At 50.5% G+C, this 17,880-nt stretch carries 17 protein-coding genes and 1 riboswitch; of the genes, 6 read left to right on the top strand and 11 right to left on the bottom strand.

The window, feature by feature from the left end; genetic code table 11:
* Positions 1-8: 8 nt before the first annotated feature.
* Together AC5SV9_RS13320 and AC5SV9_RS13315 are read right to left on the bottom strand one after the other, a co-directional pair.
* Positions 9-857 carry a DMT family transporter gene (locus tag AC5SV9_RS13320; protein WP_475149629.1) on the bottom strand — a complete coding sequence of 283 codons (849 nt, stop codon included), beginning with the start codon at positions 855-857 and terminating at the stop codon, positions 9-11.
* A gap of 88 nt (positions 858-945) precedes the next feature.
* Complete coding sequence (locus tag AC5SV9_RS13315) at positions 946-1,338, bottom strand: RidA family protein (RefSeq protein WP_475149631.1); 393 nt, start codon at positions 1,336-1,338, stop codon at positions 946-948.
* A gap of 173 nt (positions 1,339-1,511) precedes the next feature.
* Here AC5SV9_RS13315 and AC5SV9_RS13310 point away from each other — a divergent pair, with 173 nt between their 5' ends.
* From AC5SV9_RS13310 to AC5SV9_RS13295, 4 genes are all read left to right on the top strand, one after another.
* Entirely contained in the window at positions 1,512-2,102 is a 591-nt protein-coding gene (locus tag AC5SV9_RS13310) for a TetR/AcrR family transcriptional regulator (RefSeq protein WP_475149632.1), read from the top strand.
* A gap of 162 nt (positions 2,103-2,264) precedes the next feature.
* Complete coding sequence (locus AC5SV9_RS13305; protein ID WP_475149634.1) at positions 2,265-2,840, top strand: hypothetical protein; 576 nt, start codon at positions 2,265-2,267, stop codon at positions 2,838-2,840.
* A gap of 102 nt (positions 2,841-2,942) precedes the next feature.
* Positions 2,943-3,401, top strand: a complete 459-nt coding sequence (locus tag AC5SV9_RS13300; protein ID WP_475149636.1) for a hypothetical protein — start codon at positions 2,943-2,945, stop codon at positions 3,399-3,401.
* Between the two features lie 140 nt (positions 3,402-3,541).
* Positions 3,542-4,108: a type 1 glutamine amidotransferase domain-containing protein gene (locus tag AC5SV9_RS13295; protein ID WP_475149639.1), complete on the top strand. Its 567-nt coding sequence runs from the start codon at positions 3,542-3,544 to the stop codon at positions 4,106-4,108.
* 72 nt (positions 4,109-4,180) lie between these two features.
* Here AC5SV9_RS13295 and AC5SV9_RS13290 read toward each other — a convergent pair whose 3' ends face one another.
* The 4 genes from AC5SV9_RS13290 to AC5SV9_RS13275 all read right to left on the bottom strand — a co-directional run bounded on the left by AC5SV9_RS13290 (position 4,181) and on the right by AC5SV9_RS13275 (position 10,311).
* On the bottom strand, positions 4,181-6,529 hold the full coding sequence (locus AC5SV9_RS13290) for a TonB-dependent hemoglobin/transferrin/lactoferrin family receptor (protein ID WP_475149641.1): 2,349 nt from the start codon (positions 6,527-6,529) through the stop codon (positions 4,181-4,183).
* Positions 6,530-6,555: 26 nt separating this feature from the next.
* Complete coding sequence (locus AC5SV9_RS13285; protein WP_475149644.1) at positions 6,556-7,152, bottom strand: EF-hand domain-containing protein; 597 nt, start codon at positions 7,150-7,152, stop codon at positions 6,556-6,558.
* 46 nt (positions 7,153-7,198) lie between these two features.
* The gene (locus tag AC5SV9_RS13280; protein WP_475149646.1) at positions 7,199-7,996 is read right to left on the bottom strand and encodes a DUF4198 domain-containing protein; all 798 of its coding nucleotides are present in this window, start codon (positions 7,994-7,996) and stop codon (positions 7,199-7,201) included.
* A 191-nt stretch (positions 7,997-8,187) separates the two neighbouring features.
* Positions 8,188-10,311: a S9 family peptidase gene (locus AC5SV9_RS13275; protein WP_475149647.1), complete on the bottom strand. Its 2,124-nt coding sequence runs from the start codon at positions 10,309-10,311 to the stop codon at positions 8,188-8,190.
* A gap of 186 nt (positions 10,312-10,497) precedes the next feature.
* Between AC5SV9_RS13275 and AC5SV9_RS13270 the strand changes: the two genes are divergently transcribed.
* Positions 10,498-10,680 carry a MerR family transcriptional regulator gene (locus AC5SV9_RS13270; protein WP_134052473.1) on the top strand — a complete coding sequence of 61 codons (183 nt, stop codon included), beginning with the start codon at positions 10,498-10,500 and terminating at the stop codon, positions 10,678-10,680.
* Here the strand turns inward: AC5SV9_RS13270 and AC5SV9_RS13265 are convergent.
* The 4 genes from AC5SV9_RS13265 to AC5SV9_RS13250 are packed head-to-tail and all read right to left on the bottom strand — an operon-like array spanning position 10,675 to position 14,496.
* On the bottom strand, positions 10,675-11,535 hold the full coding sequence (locus AC5SV9_RS13265; protein ID WP_475149648.1) for a phosphotransferase: 861 nt from the start codon (positions 11,533-11,535) through the stop codon (positions 10,675-10,677). The two genes, AC5SV9_RS13270 and AC5SV9_RS13265, sit on opposite strands and share 6 nt — an antisense overlap.
* Positions 11,487-12,116: a nicotinamide riboside transporter PnuC gene (gene pnuC, locus AC5SV9_RS13260; protein ID WP_397471162.1), complete on the bottom strand. Its 630-nt coding sequence runs from the start codon at positions 12,114-12,116 to the stop codon at positions 11,487-11,489. Before pnuC ends, AC5SV9_RS13265 begins: the two co-directional genes overlap by 49 nt.
* Complete coding sequence (locus AC5SV9_RS13255) at positions 12,113-12,361, bottom strand: YkoF family thiamine/hydroxymethylpyrimidine-binding protein (RefSeq protein ID WP_134052479.1); 249 nt, start codon at positions 12,359-12,361, stop codon at positions 12,113-12,115. The genes pnuC and AC5SV9_RS13255 overlap by 4 nt, the downstream gene beginning before the upstream one ends.
* A 47-nt stretch (positions 12,362-12,408) precedes the next feature.
* A complete protein-coding gene (locus AC5SV9_RS13250; RefSeq protein ID WP_475149651.1) occupies positions 12,409-14,496 on the bottom strand; it encodes a TonB-dependent receptor in 2,088 nt (695 codons plus the stop codon).
* Between the two features lie 38 nt (positions 14,497-14,534).
* Positions 14,535-14,633, bottom strand: a riboswitch (TPP riboswitch).
* 155 nt (positions 14,634-14,788) lie between these two features.
* Between AC5SV9_RS13250 and AC5SV9_RS13245 the strand changes: the two genes are divergently transcribed.
* On the top strand, positions 14,789-16,129 hold the full coding sequence (locus tag AC5SV9_RS13245) for a hypothetical protein (RefSeq protein WP_475149653.1): 1,341 nt from the start codon (positions 14,789-14,791) through the stop codon (positions 16,127-16,129).
* A 32-nt stretch (positions 16,130-16,161) separates the two neighbouring features.
* On the opposite strand, the gene AC5SV9_RS13240 is transcribed toward AC5SV9_RS13245, so the two are convergent.
* Positions 16,162-17,793: a methyl-accepting chemotaxis protein gene (locus tag AC5SV9_RS13240; RefSeq protein ID WP_475149654.1), complete on the bottom strand. Its 1,632-nt coding sequence runs from the start codon at positions 17,791-17,793 to the stop codon at positions 16,162-16,164.
* Positions 17,794-17,880 lie beyond the last annotated feature (87 nt).

Raw genomic sequence — 17,880 nt, 5'->3', positions numbered from 1 at the left:
GGGGGTTTTTATTTTATCCGCCGTACCGGCGTTAACACCACCAGTGCTATACCCCCTAAAATGGCTACCGACGCCAATATAAGACGCTGTGTCAGCGGTTCACTCAATATCAGTATGCCGGCAATCGCAGCCAGTACTGGCACCGTTAACTGCACCGTAGCTGCAGTAGTGGCTTTGAGCTGTGGTAAAACGCTATACCAGATGGCATAACCTACGCCAGATGTCAGCGCGCCGGATAACACTGCGTACAAGATGCCGTTATTACCGAACGACAACTGCCCGAAAAAGACGACGCTAAGCAGCAGTGTCATCGGTAAGGTGCGGATAAAATTACCGGCGGTAACCTGTAACGGATTGGCTGCACCTTTTCCGCGCAGTGAATATACTGCCCAGGCAAAGCCCGCTGTCAGCATCAGCATTGATCCCATTAACGGCGGCGCCGACAACCCTGGTAGCAATAAGCCGGTTAAACCCGCACAAGCCATTAACAACCCCAGCCATTGCCGGGCAGAGAACCGCTCGCCACGCCACAAACCATAGCCAATCATGCCACTTTGAACTGCGCCAAACAGAATCAGGGCACCGATACCAGTATTCAGTTGAAGATAAGCAAAGGAAAACCCAGCGGCATAGACAAATAGCGCCAGTGCTGACAACCAGCTGCCCTGCACTTGTGACGACCCCGACCGCAGCACGACCAGCAGCCACAACACTAAAGTGCCGGATATCAACCTGACTGTTGTAAAACTGGCGGCATCCATGCCGGTATGGGCCAATGCCATGCGGCACAGTAATGAATTACCCGCAAAGGCAAGTAAGGCCAGGGTGGTTAATAACACAGCACGGACATTCAACATCAGATATCTCGGTAAGTGATTGAACGACCACAGGCTATCACTAAATATCGCTGTTGTGCACTAACCCTAACCCGAGCTACATCGGCAGCTATTGCGGTACACGGGCAATCACTTTTATCTCAAAATCAAAGCCTGCTAACCAGGTAACGCCGACAGCAGTCCAGTTTGGATAAGGTTTAACCGGAAACACTTTCTGCTTTACCTGCATAATGCGATCGAACTGGTTTTGTGGATCAGTATGAAAGGTGGTGACATCGACAATATCATCCAACGTACATCCGGCTGCTGCCAGTGTGGCTTTCAGATTATCAAAAGCCAGTTCAACCTGACGGGTAAAATCCGGCTCCGGGCTGCCATCCGGCAAGCTACCAACCTGCCCAGAGACAAATAACAAATCACCAGAGCGGATAGCCGCTGAATAGCCATGCTCTTCGTACAATGCATGGCGGTTGGCCGGGAAAATAACTTCGCGTTTAGACATAATTTGACCTCAAATTAGTGTTTTACAACAGATATCAACAACGGTGTGTTGCTGCTCTTCACAAGCGGTATGGCTTTCTGCTATACATACGCCTCGTATATAAGATAACCACATACGGAACGTATGTCAATTTAATATACGCTCCGTATGTATCTAATGTTGAGGGGGCTAATGTGAATAAACGTATGCAAAATATGGCCGATAATCGGGCAAAGTTAATAACAGCTGCCCGAAAAGCCTTTGCAGAAAAGGGCTACGCCGGTGCATCGATGGACGATCTAACCGCCGATGCAGGTTTAACCCGTGGCGCTCTGTACCATAACTTTGGTGATAAACGCGGCTTGCTGGCGGCAGTGGTGGAGCAAATAGACTCGGATATGGCAATGCGGGCGCATGCCATCGGCGCAAAAGAGCAAGATGAGTTTCAGGGCTTGCTGGCAGAAGGTGCTGCGTATATACGCATGGCACTTGAACCTGAAGTGCAGCGCATTGTGTTACTTGATGGCCCTGCAGTACTTGGCGATCCATCGCAATGGCCCAGCCAGAGCAGCTGTTTGCAGGCTACCCGCACAACAGTGGAGCGTTTAATTGCACAAGGTGTGATTAAACCAGTGGATGCCGAAGCGGCAGCCCGCTTGCTCAGCGGTGCCGCACTCAATGCAGCACTGTGGATTGCTGCAAGCCCAATTCCGCAGGATGTTATGCCTAAAGCCATCGAGGCTTTTAAACTGCTTGCATCCGGCCTGCTTAAGCACGACAGCTAAGCCAGGCCTGTGCATGCAAAACTACAGAGCATCAATATCTATTGGCTATACTGTTGATATCTGTCGTACCCGGGTTCTCATGTGAAAATAACAGTGCCAGGTCTACTACTTACCTTAGCCGTAATCTGTGCTTGTGCACTTGCACAACCGGTACGAATTGGCATGCCATTAGGTGACACTGCCCTGAGACAGAAAATTCAGCAGCAGGTAAATACTGCCTACCTGCAACTGGGGTACCAACCGCAATTTGTTGAGCTACCGTCGCAGCGGCGTTTGCACTTGTTGCGTGAAGGCGACATAGAGGCAGACTTATTCCGTATCTGCCAACTGGATGATACTGATCCGCTGTTGCAGGTAGTGCCGGTCGCACTGGATAAACTTAGCCTTAATGCATACAGTTTATCAGCAGTTACCTTGACTAACTGGCGTGAACGCCATGACCTGTTAATAAGCCACATCCGTGGTTTTAAAATGGCAGAATTACAGGACTTTTCCGGCAAAAGGATCACTGTCGCCAATGACGAGCAAGCCTTTGGGCTGATGCTGCAAGGCCGGGTTGATATCGTGCTGGAGGATAGCCGCACCGCCGAGAGTTTTCTAGACTCAGAACCCGAGGCTCAAGTTGTTTGGCAAACAGTCGCTGATTACACCATATGCCATGTTGTCAGTCAGTCTCTCTACCCTCTCATTCCGGCTTTGCGTGAACAACTGGCACTGACTACAGAAACAGTCGACTAACAACCTGCTACAGCGTCTGCTTACGCGGCACTTTACATACCGGCCCCATCTTTGCATAGCATTAACGTAGCACTTCCCTGGCAAATACGGTAAGGAGGAATTATGCGCGTTGAGTCATTCAGGGACTTACTGGACTGGACGTCGGGCTATCACCTGCACTTGTCGCAGTGTTTCCGGCAATGTGCCCACCTGCAGAAAAATGAGCGTTCGGGTATGTTACTGGACTACCTGGCAGATAAAGAATTGCGCCTGGCAGCCTGTGTGCTGGGCTTCAAACATCAGGGGGAAGACAAAGCGCTTAACACCTGGTGTACCGAGCATCTGGACCGGCACCCACTGATGGTGGATGCCGCTTGTGATGAGGACTTTGCGCTGATGAGCACCACTGAAATCATCACTGAAGTCGAAAAACAGCATCAACTTATTATCTTGCTGTATCAGAACCTGTATGACCGCACCCAACCACCGAAAATGCAGGAATTACTGGCGGAAGTGCGGGACCTGGAAGTGAATGAATCACAACAGATGATGCACGGCGCCAATCGGCTGGAAGATATCTGAAGCAGGCGGCTTGCCTGCTGAAATGCAGGTAAGTTTTACAGGGTTTGATGTAAATATGGCGGTTTTCAGACCCTCTGAGCCAACCTGCAGGACGCTATTTATTTAACAAAAACGGTTTAATCACCAAGAGGAGACTGAGTATGAACACACAGAACAAACTTTCAGGAAAAAAAGTAGCAATACTGGCAACTGACGGCTTTGAACAGAGTGAACTGGAGTCACCACGTGAAGCTCTGCTGGCCGCCGGTGCCGAAGTAGACGTTATTTCTCTGCAAAGCGGTAGCATTAAAGGCTGGTCCGGTAAAAACTGGGGCAATGACGTCAGTGTCGATAAAACGCTGGAGGAGGCCAATGCCAAAGATTACGATGGCCTGGTACTGCCGGGTGGTTTAATTAACCCGGATACGCTACGCCAGGACAAACAGGCGATCCGCTTTATTCAGGGCTTTTTCAGCGACAACGCCAACAAGCCGGTTGCAGCTATTTGTCACGGCCCCTGGTTACTGGCCGAAGCGGGTGTTTTACAAGGCCGTAAAGTCACATCCTATGCCAGCATTCAGACCGATCTGAAAAATGCGGGGGCACAGTGGGTAGATGAAGATGTCGTCGTCGATAATGGCCTGGTTACCAGCCGTTTCCCTGACGATCTGGCGGCATTTAACCGCAAACTGGTGGAAGAAGTACGTGAAGGCCGCCACCACCTTTAATGCTAAAAAGCCCCCGGTTTTAGTAACCGGGGGTGCGCACAGCGCAGGTTGCACAACGGCGGGAGGAAAGCATCAGAAGCTGTAACTGACCGATAATTTAGCGTAGCGGCCCGGTTCACTGTAACGCTGCAAGCCGGTACCATCGGGTAAAACCCCGCCACGTACGCCACTGCCGACCCAATTGGTAACAAAGCGCACACGCTGCCACTGGTAATACTCTTCATCGAACAGGTTATAAATACCGGCTCTTAGCTGCCACTGCGATGTCAGGTCAATACTGGCCATCAGATCCACTACGGTGTAGCTGTCTGTCAGATAAGGTTTGGCTTCAAAATCGCTTTCTGTCGAGTCGTACGCATCTTCTGCTTTTTTGGCTGCACTGTGCGTGATATTGGCGGTCACCTGCCAGTTAGCTGCGTCGTACCTAAGCCCCAGTACCGCAGACGCCGGGTTAATGCTGCGCAGCGGATCACCATTGGCTTTATCGCCTTCGTTGTACGAGTACGCCAAGCGCGAGCTGAACGCTTCGGTGACACGCCAGGCGGCTTCAAGCTCAATACCTTTTACATCGGCCTCGCCGATATTATCAAAGGTGTTGTACTGATTGCCCTGAGATACAGTGCATTCGCCGCGGCTACAGGTTTCGTACACGATATCCGGGTTTTGTAACCGGGTGACGGTGTCGATCATATCGCTGTATTTATCTTTAAATATGGCAACACCCAGCATTACGTTGTCGTTTTGGTAGCGGTAGCCGACTTCCAGGTTCAGGCTGCGCTCGGCCTGCAAATCCGGGTTCGCCACGCTGCTCCATAAATCGTCTACTACCGTACCGGTCGCTTGCTCGGTGCGGCTGATAAGTGACGTAGGCGCATACATCTCTGCAACCGTCGGTGCGCGAAAACCGCGCCCGGCCTGCAACCATACCTGCTGGGTTGTCGTTAGCTGATAACTCAGGTTGCTTTGCCAGGTAAAAGCGGAGAAATCAACATCAGCTACCGTCTGCGTATTGTCAGTGAACTGGTCATCAAACTGCGGGCGGTATTTCAGACGGTCGTAGCGCCCGCCCAGGCTCAGTGTCCAGCCCTGGCCGAACTTAATCACATCGCGGGCGTACAGACTAAAGGCGTTGATATCGGTTTGCGGCACCTGATCAGGGTCGATAACCGGCGGGCTGGCCAACTCGTCTGTTTCGCCGATATAGCGCCGGTCTACCGCCGAGTATTCTACTTCGCGCTGTTCAACCGACGCGCCGTACAGCCACTGCTGCTGCAACGCATCAGTGAATATCTCTTTGTCCAGAGCTACGGCCAGCTTTAGCTGACGCTGGTTAAAATCACGATCTTCGCTGCGCAAACACGGCGCTACATCGCCGTTAGTCGCACCGGCACAACTGGTGGTCAGCATCTTTGTGACACCATGGGTATAATTTGACTGGTAATCCGCCGTGGCATTTACACTGTCGGCCCAGCTACGGGCAGCCAGCCATTCGTACTGCACCCCAAAGCGCTTGCGTTCAATCTCATCATCGCCGATACGCGACAAGTAAGTACTGTCCAGCCTGGAACGGTTATTCAGCTCACTGTCTTGTTTAAAATATTCACCGGTCCAGCCTAAACGCTGGGTAGCACTAAGTTGATATTGCAGTTTAGCCAGCACGTTATTGCTGCGGTAATCCAGTGGGTCGGCAACAGTGCGGCCTGCGCCAATAATGTCGTCACCTGATATGGCGGTTTCCGTTTCGTGGCCGTCGCGACGGGTGTACACCAGCAGCGATTCCAGCTTGCCACTGCGGTTGGCAACAGTGGCACTGAATGATGTCTCATCATTCTGACCACTAAAACCCGCCGTGATACCAAGGTGGGTATCATCACCGCTGGCTGCGAGGTAATCTGCCGGATCTTTGGTGACAAATAACACCGCACCACCCAGGGCGCCGCTGCCTGCCGCTATGGCGTCAGCACCTTTGATAATCTCAATCTGTTTTAACGCGTCTATATCCACACCGCCGCGGGCAGAGCGGAAAAACTCGTAGGCGACAAAAGTCGGCGGGTCCAACGTTTCACCCAGCGATAAGCCATCGACCGTAATCGCAACCCTGTCTCCATCCAAACCGCGGATATTAAAACCATTACTGCCGAAACGCCCCATATCTGTGGTCGTTACACCCGGCACAAAACGTACCGCGTCAGCGATATGCTGTGCCTGTTGTTGCTGCAGCTCTGTTGCTTCCAAGCGTTGGCTGTTTTGAGTATTGGCCTGGCTATTAATGGCTTCTGTTGCACTAACCTCTGCAGTTGCCAGCTCTTGCATAGTGGTTTGTGTGTTCTGTGCCTGTGCGGCCTGGCTGAAAGCGGCACTGGTCAGCAATGCTAATACGGTTTTTTGCAGTGACGGGCGTTGTATAACATAATTTTTCATGAACTACGGCTCTCCTTCGCGCGTGTTTAATCCTGACGTAGTGTGCGGGCGATTTGCTGATCCAGACGGCCGGCAAACTCGCTGACGTACTCGTCGTAGCTCAGCACGCCATTGTTGTTACTATCCACTGCAGCAAACTGCGCATCGCGCCCCTGCTGGTATTCTTCTCGGCTGACCACACCGTCTTTGTTGCGGTCATACATCGCCAGCATGCCGTCAGCAGAATGGGTGGTAGGCATTTTCAGTAAACGCTCTGGCCGCGGCTGTTGCTGACGTGCCTGCTGTTGCTGCAACCGGGTTTGTTCACTGCGGGTATCCTCGCCACGTGGTGCAGGTTTAGGGTCTGCTTTTGAGATCACACCATCCTTATTCGTATCCATACGGCTAAAAGCGCTGTCGCCGGAGCGATTAAACTCGTCGCGGCTGATGTAACCGTCTTCATCTTTATCCAGTGCATTAAAACGAACATGTGTTTGACGTAAATGCCCGGCGCGCTCAGCGGCCAGTTGTTGCTGCTGCTCTGTGCTAAGGGCAGTTTTTTCGGCAGCAACACTGCTGCAGGCACTAAGGTAAGCGCTGCTAAGCGCCAGAAATAACGTGGTGTATAAATGCTGTTTGTTCATTGTGCGACTCCTTAATCGCGCCTAAAAGCGCAACCTTCTTTTACTGCTATTGGGTAACTTCCAGTACCACGCTGTAGGTGTAGCTATAGGTAGGCACTGAAGCCGTGTCGGGGGCATCGGTTCTGAACCGGCTTAACAGGAAATAGGTACCGGCTTTTTGCGGCTGAAAACTAATAATGCCGGCAGCATCGCTGATAAGTGGGTGGGTAATTTTTTCGTCATTCGCGCCAGCTTCAATGAAGTAGGCATTTACCGCCTGCTGTGGCAGGGGTTTACCATTAAACAGCACCCGGGCACGCAAGGTGCTGTCGGTATACAAATCGTTCGGATGACTCAAAAATTCGAGCTCCAGCGCTGTGCCACCGGGCTTTAGCGCAGTATGATCCGGCGCGCCTTTAGTGACATAAGTTTCCGCCCGGGTAACCGCCTGAAAATGCGCAATGGATTTCGCCCCCTTTGGCAGCACAAAGTTACTGTCACGGCTGCTTTTGCGTTCACCATTAAGCTCATAAGTGTGAAACACCGCGCCATAACGCAGCCCGGTGCTGAAACGGTAAGTGCCATCATCTGTTAACTGGTGTTCTGCCAGTGCGCGGGTATGACTGTACTGCAGCAGCGTTGGTTTAAGCGCGGTACCAGCGGGTGTCAGCACACTGAACTCGCTGTTGTCAAAAGCCACCTCAGGAATAAAAAACCGATCGGCAAAAGCTGCATCCAGACTTACCCAGCCGCCGCGAACAGGCTCAAAACTGGCTGGTTGCAAGTAAGGTACATGCGCCTGGGCAGCAAAGTTACCCGCCAGCATCACGCTGGCAAAAGCGGCCCGGTTAAATGACAACAGCATAATGGCTCCTTAATGATAATAATTCTTATTAACTTCGGAGCGGCACTTTATGCCAAACACACATCAATTGCAAATGATAATTGATCTTATTTGCAATTAATTACCTTTAAAAGGAATTTCATTACCCAGAAAAGAAAAAGCCGGGCAATGATGCCCGGCTTGTTCAGAGTGTTAGTAAAGCGGTATTCGCTTTAGTCCTTTTGGCCCAGTAAGTTAAGAATAAAAGCATATTCCTGTGCATACTCGGTAAGGCGCGAGAAGCGGCCGGATTTACCGCCGTGGCCGGCTTCCATATTGACTTTAAATAGCAGCGGGTTGCTATCTGTTTTATGGGTACGCAGCTTCGCTACCCACTTGGCCGGTTCAAAATACTGTACCTGCGAGTCATGTAAACCTGTGGTCACCAGCATCGCCGGATATGCCTGTTTACTTACCTGATCATAAGGTGAATACGCCAGCATATAGTCATAGTAGGCTTTTTGTTTCGGGTTGCCCCACTCATCAAATTCGTTGGTGGTAAGCGGTATCGTTTCATCCAGCATCGTCGTGACCACATCAACAAAAGGCACATGCGCCACCAGCGCGCGGTACTTTTGTGGCGCCATATTGGCCACGGCCCCCATCAGCAAACCACCGGCACTGCCCCCCATACCAAACACCTTGTCTTTGGCCGCATAGCCCTGTTCCACCAGATAATCGGTCACCGCGATGTAGTCGGTAAAAGTATTGGTTTTATGCAGCAACTTACCATCTTCGTACCACTGCCGGCCCATTTCCTGGCCACCACGAATATGGGCAATAGCATATACAAAACCACGGTCAACTAATGAGAACACTGTGCTACGGAACGACGGATCCATCGAACTGCCGTAGGAGCCATAGGCGTACTGGTATAAAGGTGCTGAACCATCGCGTTTAAAATCTTTTTTATACAGCAGCGACACGGGTACTTTCGCACCATCTGCCGCTGTGGCCCAGACGCGGTCGGTTTTATAGCCATTTTTATCAAAACCGCCCAGCACTTCAGTTTCTTTAAGTAACTGCTTTTCGCCGGTTTTCATATTCAGCTGGTATACGCTTTGTGGTGTAGTCAGCGAGGTGTAGTTATAACGCAGCCAGTCTGTATCCTGCTCGGCATTTCTTTCAAAGGCGGTAACATAAGCCGCCTCATCAGAAGCGACGTAAAATGCTTTATCAGGCGCGTTCCACGGTACAACCTTTAACCGGCGCAAGCCGTCGCTACGCTCGTTAATGGCCAGATAGTTGTTAAACAACTCAAAGTCTTCAATAAACACTTTGTCGTCATGTGCCACCAGAGGCTGCCATTTTTCACGATCGCCAATATCGTTATCAGCTACCGTCATCAGGCGGAAGTTAGGTGCATTCCAGTCTGTGCTGATAACCCAACGACCATTAATGTGGCCAGCTGAATACTGAAAATCACGCTGCCGTGGTGCCAGCACGTTAAAGGCGCTGTCGGGCTTAGCCGCATCCTGCACCCGCATTTCACCCGAAACTGTGCTGCTTAAAAAAATAACCACATAATTGTTGTCACCGGTATTGCCCACACCCATGTAAAAGCTGTTGTCTTTTTCTTCATACACCAGTTTGGCGCTGGCAGCATCGTTACCCAGCTTATGCTGCAAAACTTGGGTGCTCAGCAGCGTAGTCGGGTCGTTTTTAACCACATACAGTGTTTTATTGTCTTTGGCCCAGGCAATGCTGCCGGACAAACCGGTTAACTGATCTGGTAGATCCTGGCCGGTGCGCAGATCACGTACTTTTAACGTGTACTGACGCCGGCCATTGGTATCTTCCATGTAAGCCAGCAACTGCTGGTCCGGGCTGACCTGCATGTTCGCTACCTGATAAAAGTCCTTACCGGCGGCCAACTGGTTAACATCCAGCATAACCTGCTCGATGCCATCTTTTAACGACTTGCGGGCATATATCGGGTATTCCTTGCCTGCTTCATAGCGGCTGTAATAGCTATAATCGCCTTTATTATAAGGAACCGAGCTGTCGTCCTGTTTAATACGGCCAATAATTTCAGCAGTCAGTTTATCCGTCAGCGCCTGGTAACCACTGCTGTAATGGCTGAAATAATCATTTTCACGCTGCAGATAATCGAGCACCGTTGGTGATGTGCGCGTATCGTCACGCAACCAGTAATAAGGATCCTGGCGGTTACCATGAGGCGACTTTACAGTGTAAGGTTGTTGTACTGCCACAGGGGCAGCAAAGTCTTCGGCACTTAGCCAGTTGCTGCTGAGGCAACTGACGCCAAGCAACAGGCTTATAATCGTTTTTTGCATATTAATTTCTCCGCTTCAGGCTGGCGAAATTAACATGAAAATTACACTTAGCCTATTTGAGGCACAATAAAAAGTGTAACCGGTTATGTTTGTCTGCTGATATGATAACCGACAGCAGTTAGCCTATTCACAAATGGCTGATTTTAAGCTATTACTTCTAGGTTTATTACGTATAAGGAAAACAACATGGCGTTAATGACAGTTGAGCAGGTAGCAGAGTTTCTGGGTGTACAAACGATCAGAGTGGAACGTCTGGCACGGGAGAACCTGTTAGTACCGGCAGAGAAAGACGCCGCTGGTAAGCCGCTGTTCAATGAAGACGATGTAAAGCGTTACAAAACCCTGGCCGAACGCTTAGGTGGCTTATAGCGCTAAGGTTTGCAAGCGCTGATGCCAGCGCTTAGCTTGCTTTTCGTAAACAGGCTGTGCCTGATACCACAGCCAGCAAAACCCGCTATACAGCTGCTTTGCCGCATTAAGTTTGCCCGTTAGTATTTCTGTCAGTTCCGGCTGTTGCCGCAAGCCGGCATATTGCAGCAGCATGTCTTGCTCTTGCGCCGCTGATAAATCGAAATGCAGGCTTATCGCCGCCAGATCCAGACTGCTGTCGGCCAGCTGGCTGTATTCAAAATCAAGCAGCCAGAGCTTTTTCTTAGCAAACAATAAATTACCGCTATGTAAATCCAGATGACACAACACGGTATCCTGCGGCAGTTGCTGCAACTGCTGAGCTGCCTGTTGCAACACAGCCATTAAAACATTATCAGCTTCTGATAGTGTGACCGCCCTGGCTAACTGGCGCAGATAAACACCAGGCTCCAGCACCGGTGTTTGCACTGATAGCTGATGAAACCGGGCCAGTGCAGTCAGCAGTATCGGTAACCCATGTACCCCAAAGTTATAAGCGACACCATCGGCAAGATAGTCGCTTAACATCACCTGATAATGATTATTCAGACATAGCGGAGCCGGGGCCAAACCTTTTGCTGCTGCCGCATGCTGGCAGCGCAGCTCCTGCTGCCGGCACACCGCTGACTCAGCCGGATAGCAGCGCAGCACATATTCGCCACGCGCAGTTCTGACATAGTAGCTTTGGTTACTTTCACCGTGGGATAACGGCCGAACCTGTAACACCGGCTGACTGAAAAAGAATTCCAGCCGCTGGCATAGCCGCCTTACAGACTCAAGTTCACTGCCGGCTGCTGCTGATAATGACTGCGCCAAATAAAATATCCTGCAATCGCGATAACCGTATACAGCATAAACAAGCCAGTGAGGAAATACAGATGTTTTTGGGCGTAAACATAAATTGATACCGCATCAATTACCACCCAATACAGCCAGTTTGATACCAGCTTGCGCGCGACCAGTAAGGTGGCCATTACGCTAAATACTGTGGTTTGCGCATCAATATAGGCAAAATCTGCGCTGGTGTGCTCAGCCATCAGTGCACCAAGCCCCCAGCCCACCAACGCGGTAATACCAATAAGTATCGCATGGTATTGCCAGCGCCATTCATATACCGGCCCGCGCTCGCCCGGTGCACGCTGCCGTATTTGTTGCCAGCGCCACCAGCCATACAGTGCCATACCGGCATAGTACAACTGTAACAGCGCATCAGATAACAAAGCTGATTGCCACATAACGTGGGTAAACAACACTGTGCTGAGCAGTGCGGCTGGCCAGCACCACAAGCTTTGTTTCAAAGCCAGTATCACATAAGCCAGCGCCAGCACAGTGGCAGTAAGCTCAATGCTATGCATCAACTGCCACTGTGCTATGGCCTGGCTTAGCAGTTCATTCATGGCCGCAAGTCACCGTGAATAAATTTACAGACAAAAACCACCTTACCGTATTGCTCAAACGACCATTTAATACACGCCTGCAAGGCTTGCATCACCGCATCGTAATCACCGAATAGCTGCGTACTCATGGTATTGGTTAACACCTTCACATCAGGGTATTTATTCAGTTCAGCAATAAAACCTTTGATCGGCGTAATATAGTCTTCTGCCAACGGGTACTTACTTATTTCGACTGACAATTGCATAATTTTCTCCTTATCAATACTTGTTGAATGAGTCATCAGTATTGTGTTCAGAATTGATAACTGGCGCTCACGCCAAAACGGCGCGGCTCAGCGAATTGCTCATACACATGAGGTTCGTATCCATCGCGCGGATCATTACCGAAGTAAAAACCCCGTACTCCAATATCCTGATCCAGCGCATTACGCGTCCACAGCGCCAGCTCCCAGTTGCTCAGCTGATAACTCAGGCGGGCACCCAGCAATTCGTAGCGCTCTGATTGGGCGTTGTGGCCATCAGAGTAATAAAATGCATCTTTACCCTGCAGGCTGATGTTAAACAGCAATGCATCAGTGATATACCAGTCTGCTGCCAGGCTGTACTGAAAACGTGGTGCCTGTGCCTGTTCACGGCCACTGAAATCGTCACCCTCTAACGTAATGTAGCTGCCCAGCTTAGTTTTCAACCAGCTGGCAGACAATGACACGGCCAACTGCGGGTTCAGCTGCAGCCGGTTTTCCATTTCGATCCCGTAGTTACGGCCGCTGCCAGCGTTATCAATAAAACCGGCAAACTGCGGGCCACTCTCCGGGTTCAGCCAGCCTTTAACCTGCATATCGTCCCGCCACATGTAAAAGGCCGCAACCCGTGCTGTAATACTCTGATCCAGCGCACTACCTTTCACGCCAAATTCGGCGTTGTATAAGGTTTCCGGTTTAAAACTGGCCTTGGTTAGCAGTTCGGTTAAATTGCCGTCGGCCGCTTTTGACAACGCATCGCCGTTAACGCCACCGGCTTTATAACCCCGCGATGCCAGCACATACACCAGCGCCTGCTGATTTACCTGGTAATTCAGGCTCAGCTTAGCGCCCCACATTGTGTCGTGATTTTTAATGGCATTAGCGCTGCTATCGCTGTAATCATCATCATAGCGCTCTAACCGCAAGCCGGAGACCAGGGTCCAGCCAGCATTTAATGGTGTGGACAGCTCACCATACAAGGCTGCATTGGTACGGTTTAACGCACTGACAAAGCGGTCAGCCTGCCACAAATCCCAGTTCCAGAACTGACGGGTTAAATCGAAACTTTTATTGGCAGCATACAAGCCGACAGTCCAGTCGCTGTTGCCAAGTTTGCCCTCAGGCGTGGAAACAAAACGGTAATCCAGTGTCAGTTGATCGCGGCTACGCAAATAGCGGTCTGTGGTTGAATATTCATCGGGGTGAATACCGACGTAGCTCCAGTCTTCATCAAAACCGTAATCACTGTCTGCTGTCAGCCAGCTTAACTGCGCCAGCACGGTGGCAAACGGCAAACCGCTGTAATCGGCCTGCAATGCCACGGCTTTGCTGCGGATCTGATCCTGCCCCGGCTCATCCGATAACGTTGTGCGGTTACGGTCGAGCGAAAACGCATCATAGCCGTTATCCTGATCAACAATATGTGTTACCAGCTGCAGTGCCAGCGTATTCGTCGCTTGATACCTGAGCTTAAAACGGCCGGTAAACTCATCGATGTTGTTGGTGTCATCGCGGTTAAGGTAAGCATTATCAATAAAACCATCAGAGTACTGCTGCTCCAGCGCCAGGCTGTAGCCTACCTGTTCATTCAGGCTGTTACTGAATTGGGCGGCCAGCTGGCGGCTGTCATAATTGGCTAACGTGGCGCTGAATTTACCTTCAGGTGCTGCAGTTGGCCCCTTAGTGGTCAGATTCACCATACCTGCCAGCGCGTTGGCACCAAAGCGGGTTGCTTCCGGGCCCCGGAAAACTTCAAGCTGCGCCAGATCACTGATGCCACTGATGCCTAACCCCGAGTATTCAATACCGTCAATCAGAATGCCGACCGACGGGTTGATGGTATCGACAAATTCGCTGCGCTCGCCAATGCCGCGCACCTGAATATAGCGCCCGCGTGAAGCACCGGCGGTGAAATTAACGTTGGCAAACTGATTGAGTAAATCGTCAAGATGCTGCGAAGATGTGCGCTTGACATCCTGCTCGCTGACAACGGCAATGCTGCCGGATAATTGCTGCACCGATTGCTGGCGAAAATCACCCTGTACGGTGATACGCTCAACGGATGATTCGGCCTCATTGGCCTTGATAGTAAAACTGCTGCCAACGGCAACAGCCAGTAAAGACGGAAGTAAACGCATTGTTGTATGAATCTCCAAACTTCAGAGATCACACCAGCCTGAGGAGTTAGCACCATCCCTCCGCCGGTATAATCCGGATCAGGTTCTAAGGGTTTGCCTATACAGGCATCTCAGCAAAAGCACCCCTTGGTTGCGCGGCAAGTGTAAAGCGTTTTATTTCGACATGCAATGCATTGCCTATCATTGCGCTGCAATAGCAAAATAACTCCAGGACAAACTATGCCGGACTTACCCTCTTCTAAATTTTATGAAAAATAGGTACTATCCCGCGCAGTAAAAATAAGGGATTACCATGAAAAAAACTAAAGAGTTAGGTGTATTTTTATCTGTGTCATTGCTGGCGGCTTGTGGTGGTGGAGGTAACGCTGAAACTGGTAGCTCTGGCGGGAATAATGGTGGAGCCACAGTAAATCTGACAGCAAACATTATTCAAGAAACGGTGTGTGGTACTAGCATCAGCGCTTCAAGTGCGGAGTTGCTGGTGCACAACAATGATTGGAGCATATCCAGCCGGCATAAAGCCGATAGTGACGGGAGAATTTCAGCGACAATACCGGCCAAACCCAATGTAAACATCAGCTTAATAAGCAGCGGCGGTACAGGTGCTGACCGCGCCATAAGAGTGCTTTCTTATGCTCAACATCCGACCGGAGATCTTGGTACTTTCTCGGTGCCTGGTTTTACCCAGCAGGGTTGTGAATGCCAAAGAACAGACGTAGTGGTATCGTCACCAGTTGGCTCATTAAACCAGCAGTATGTCCAACTTACCGGCTACAATGGTGAGATAGAAAGTAAATCTTCACTTTCTTACAATGAAGTTTTATTTTCTGGCGTTACCCTATGCCGTGCTACAGGTGGAGATTGGCCGGTATTAGTTGCCGCAAGCTCAGAACCATACAATATGATTGCGGGTAGCTCACGTAATTATGATATCAGCCAGCAAGTTTCACTGAGTTTAGAACACGATGCGGTTTCTTATCCGATAATGCTAAATGATCTTAATGTTTCATTGCGACAAACTCACTATACAGAAAATGGTTCGATCGGCTCAGCTGTGCAGTCTCCGTACTCTGATATCTATGTCTACGATGAGCTTGACGGTGCAGAGCTAATTGCCGTAAATGCATCGCGCAACAATACAGAGTATGTGGACGGCATAAGTATATGGCTACGCGAATCACAACGCGCCAGCTATAAGTTACCACTTACAGAGCAAGTATCGGTGACAGTGCCGGACAATACCGCACAGCTTGCATTGCAGGATTTCCTTGTTACTAACCTGACTTCTGATAGCACCAATTATAATCTTGGTGCAATAAATGGGTTTAATACCTTTTACCTTTATGCTCAAACCACGCTGACCGACGGTACATATTACAGTCAGAGCTTCTTTGGTCCGCTGCAGGGTACTTACCCTGATGAAATTGTACCTGCCGACTACGACATAGAAGATAAATTTGATGACAATGCAGCGGTACTATTCGAAGCGTCTGTTATCCGCGATGGTGACAATCAAAGCTATCAGCAATATCTATCGAGCAGAGTAAAGCGCAGCAACATGGCTATCAATGAACGACTTTCCGGCGAATGGGCGAAATTCAGTACTGTGTCGGTACAATTTAGTACCCAGTAATTTATCAAGCCGCAGCCGCGAAAGCGGCTGTTTTAATGAGAAAATATTTGCCAGTCCTTATTTAGTTGGCCAGCCAGTTGGGTTAATTGCTCACTGGCAATGGCTGAACGGCTAGCTTCTTTGCTTAACTGGCTTACCTCGTCGTTCAACTGATGTATGGTGGCGCCAATATCTTCTGACACGGCTTGTTGCTGGACTGTAGCTGTGTGGATTCGAGTGTTTGCGCTGCTAATGTGTTCAACAACACCGGAAAGCTCGGCAAACCGCTGGCCGGCGTCCTGAGCCAGTTGTACATTGCTTTCAGCCTGGCCGTGAGCGTCCTGCATCGCATCCATCGCATTGCTGGCCTGCTGCTGCAACTTACTAATCATCGCATGAATAGACTCTGTTGCCTGCTTGGTATTGGCCGATAACGTGCGCACTTCGTCTGCGACGACAGAAAAGCCCCTGCCGGCTTCACCGGCTCTGGCGGCTTCAATGGCGGCATTTAACGCCAGTAAATTAGTTTGTTCGGAGATTTTGCGGATGACATCCAGCACAGATGAAATCTGGCCAGACTCCTGCTGCAACTGCTTCACAACGGCAGCGCTATGATTAAGCTGCTGCGCCAGTGCGGTAATACCCTCTGCACTACCGGTTGCTACTGCACTGCCTGCGCTACACAGCTGCTCAGCCTGCTGGGCAGCTGAAGCTGCTTCTCTGGCATTAGCCGCGACCTGCTGTACTGTTGCCGTCATTTGCTCCACTGCAGCAGCCAGTTGTCCGGCTTGCTGTGCCTGACGGCCGGCGCCCTGACTGACATCTTCACTGCTCTGAAACACCGATTCGGCCTGTTCGCTAAGGGCAGTAGCACTGCTGCCCAAACGGGCAACAAGCTGTTCGAAATGACTGATCATATGGTTAAGCGCCTGCGATGCCTGCGCAATTTCGTCGCTACCGCTATCATTGGCGCGTAGGCTTAGATCCGAGCTTTGTTGCACCTGCTTTAACATATCACGCAGTGCCCACAGCGGCCGGCACACCGAGCGTTGCACCCGCCAAACCAGAAGGCTAATCATAAGCAGCAGCGCAATGCCCGCAAGCAGGTAAGCCTGCACCAGTTGTGCAGTAAAATGTGCCGCTTCATCCCGCACAACAGCGCCAGCGGCCAATTGCTGCTGAATAAACCCTTCGGCAAGCTTGGCAAAAGCGGTAATACGCAATTCAATTTCGTTGTTAACAGTAGATTCGTTCAAAATACGTACTAACAGTGCATCACTGCCAGCGTAACTTATCCACTCCTGATAGTGCTTAACCGCTTTTTCAAACGCCTGATCCAGCGCGGTGTAATACTCTGTATCTGCCATCACCGGCCGGCTTTGCACAAAGTTCTGCCACTGCTGTGTGGCTTGCTCCAGCTGGCTTTTGATGGCATGCTCGGTTGCTTCAGCAGACGCCCAGCCGGTGCGGTATTTACGGATGTCCTGCAATGCACTTTGTTGCAGGATCTGCTGCACCGCCATCACATCAGACAAAATGGCCAGATGATCACTGTAAAGCCGGTTAAACAAGCGGTCTTTATGTTGCACACTGAAAAATGCTGCCATCAGCACCAGCGCTACCAGAATCAGAGGAATAACACCCAGCAGCAATATCCGGGATGAGATTTTCAGCTTCGACAACATAACGGCTCCACTTTGCAAGGCTTTGACGCGCGCAGTGTAAAAGCCACAGATGATATTTGTGTGACAGGCAGGCTTTTGCCATCTCTG

It is taken from the genome of Rheinheimera sp. ATLC3, from assembly GCF_059429535.1.
Note: the sequence above shows the minus strand (reverse complement) of the source record. Positions and strands in the feature narration are given on the sequence as shown.

Bases quoted from the DNA above. Each gene is read 5' to 3' on its own strand.
- AC5SV9_RS13245 (WP_475149653.1), top strand. From the start codon at position 14,789: ATGAAAAAAACTAAAGAGTTAGGTGTATTTTTATCTGTGTCATTGCTG.
- AC5SV9_RS13290 (WP_475149641.1), bottom strand. From the start codon at position 6,529: ATGAAAAATTATGTTATACAACGCCCGTCACTGCAAAAAACCGTATTA.
- AC5SV9_RS13315 (WP_475149631.1), bottom strand. From the start codon at position 1,338: ATGTCTAAACGCGAAGTTATTTTCCCGGCCAACCGCCATGCATTGTAC.
- AC5SV9_RS13270 (WP_134052473.1), top strand. From the start codon at position 10,498: ATGGCGTTAATGACAGTTGAGCAGGTAGCAGAGTTTCTGGGTGTACAA.
- AC5SV9_RS13275 (WP_475149647.1), bottom strand. From the start codon at position 10,311: ATGCAAAAAACGATTATAAGCCTGTTGCTTGGCGTCAGTTGCCTCAGC.
- AC5SV9_RS13250 (WP_475149651.1), bottom strand. From the start codon at position 14,496: ATGCGTTTACTTCCGTCTTTACTGGCTGTTGCCGTTGGCAGCAGTTTT.
- AC5SV9_RS13320 (WP_475149629.1), bottom strand. From the start codon at position 857: ATGTTGAATGTCCGTGCTGTGTTATTAACCACCCTGGCCTTACTTGCC.
- AC5SV9_RS13305 (WP_475149634.1), top strand. From the start codon at position 2,265: ATGCCATTAGGTGACACTGCCCTGAGACAGAAAATTCAGCAGCAGGTA.
- AC5SV9_RS13280 (WP_475149646.1), bottom strand. From the start codon at position 7,996: ATGCTGTTGTCATTTAACCGGGCCGCTTTTGCCAGCGTGATGCTGGCG.
- AC5SV9_RS13240 (WP_475149654.1), bottom strand. From the start codon at position 17,793: ATGTTGTCGAAGCTGAAAATCTCATCCCGGATATTGCTGCTGGGTGTT.
- AC5SV9_RS13300 (WP_475149636.1), top strand. From the start codon at position 2,943: ATGCGCGTTGAGTCATTCAGGGACTTACTGGACTGGACGTCGGGCTAT.
- AC5SV9_RS13295 (WP_475149639.1), top strand. From the start codon at position 3,542: ATGAACACACAGAACAAACTTTCAGGAAAAAAAGTAGCAATACTGGCA.
- AC5SV9_RS13255 (WP_134052479.1), bottom strand. From the start codon at position 12,361: ATGCAATTGTCAGTCGAAATAAGTAAGTACCCGTTGGCAGAAGACTAT.
- AC5SV9_RS13285 (WP_475149644.1), bottom strand. From the start codon at position 7,152: ATGAACAAACAGCATTTATACACCACGTTATTTCTGGCGCTTAGCAGC.
- pnuC (WP_397471162.1), bottom strand. From the start codon at position 12,116: ATGAATGAACTGCTAAGCCAGGCCATAGCACAGTGGCAGTTGATGCAT.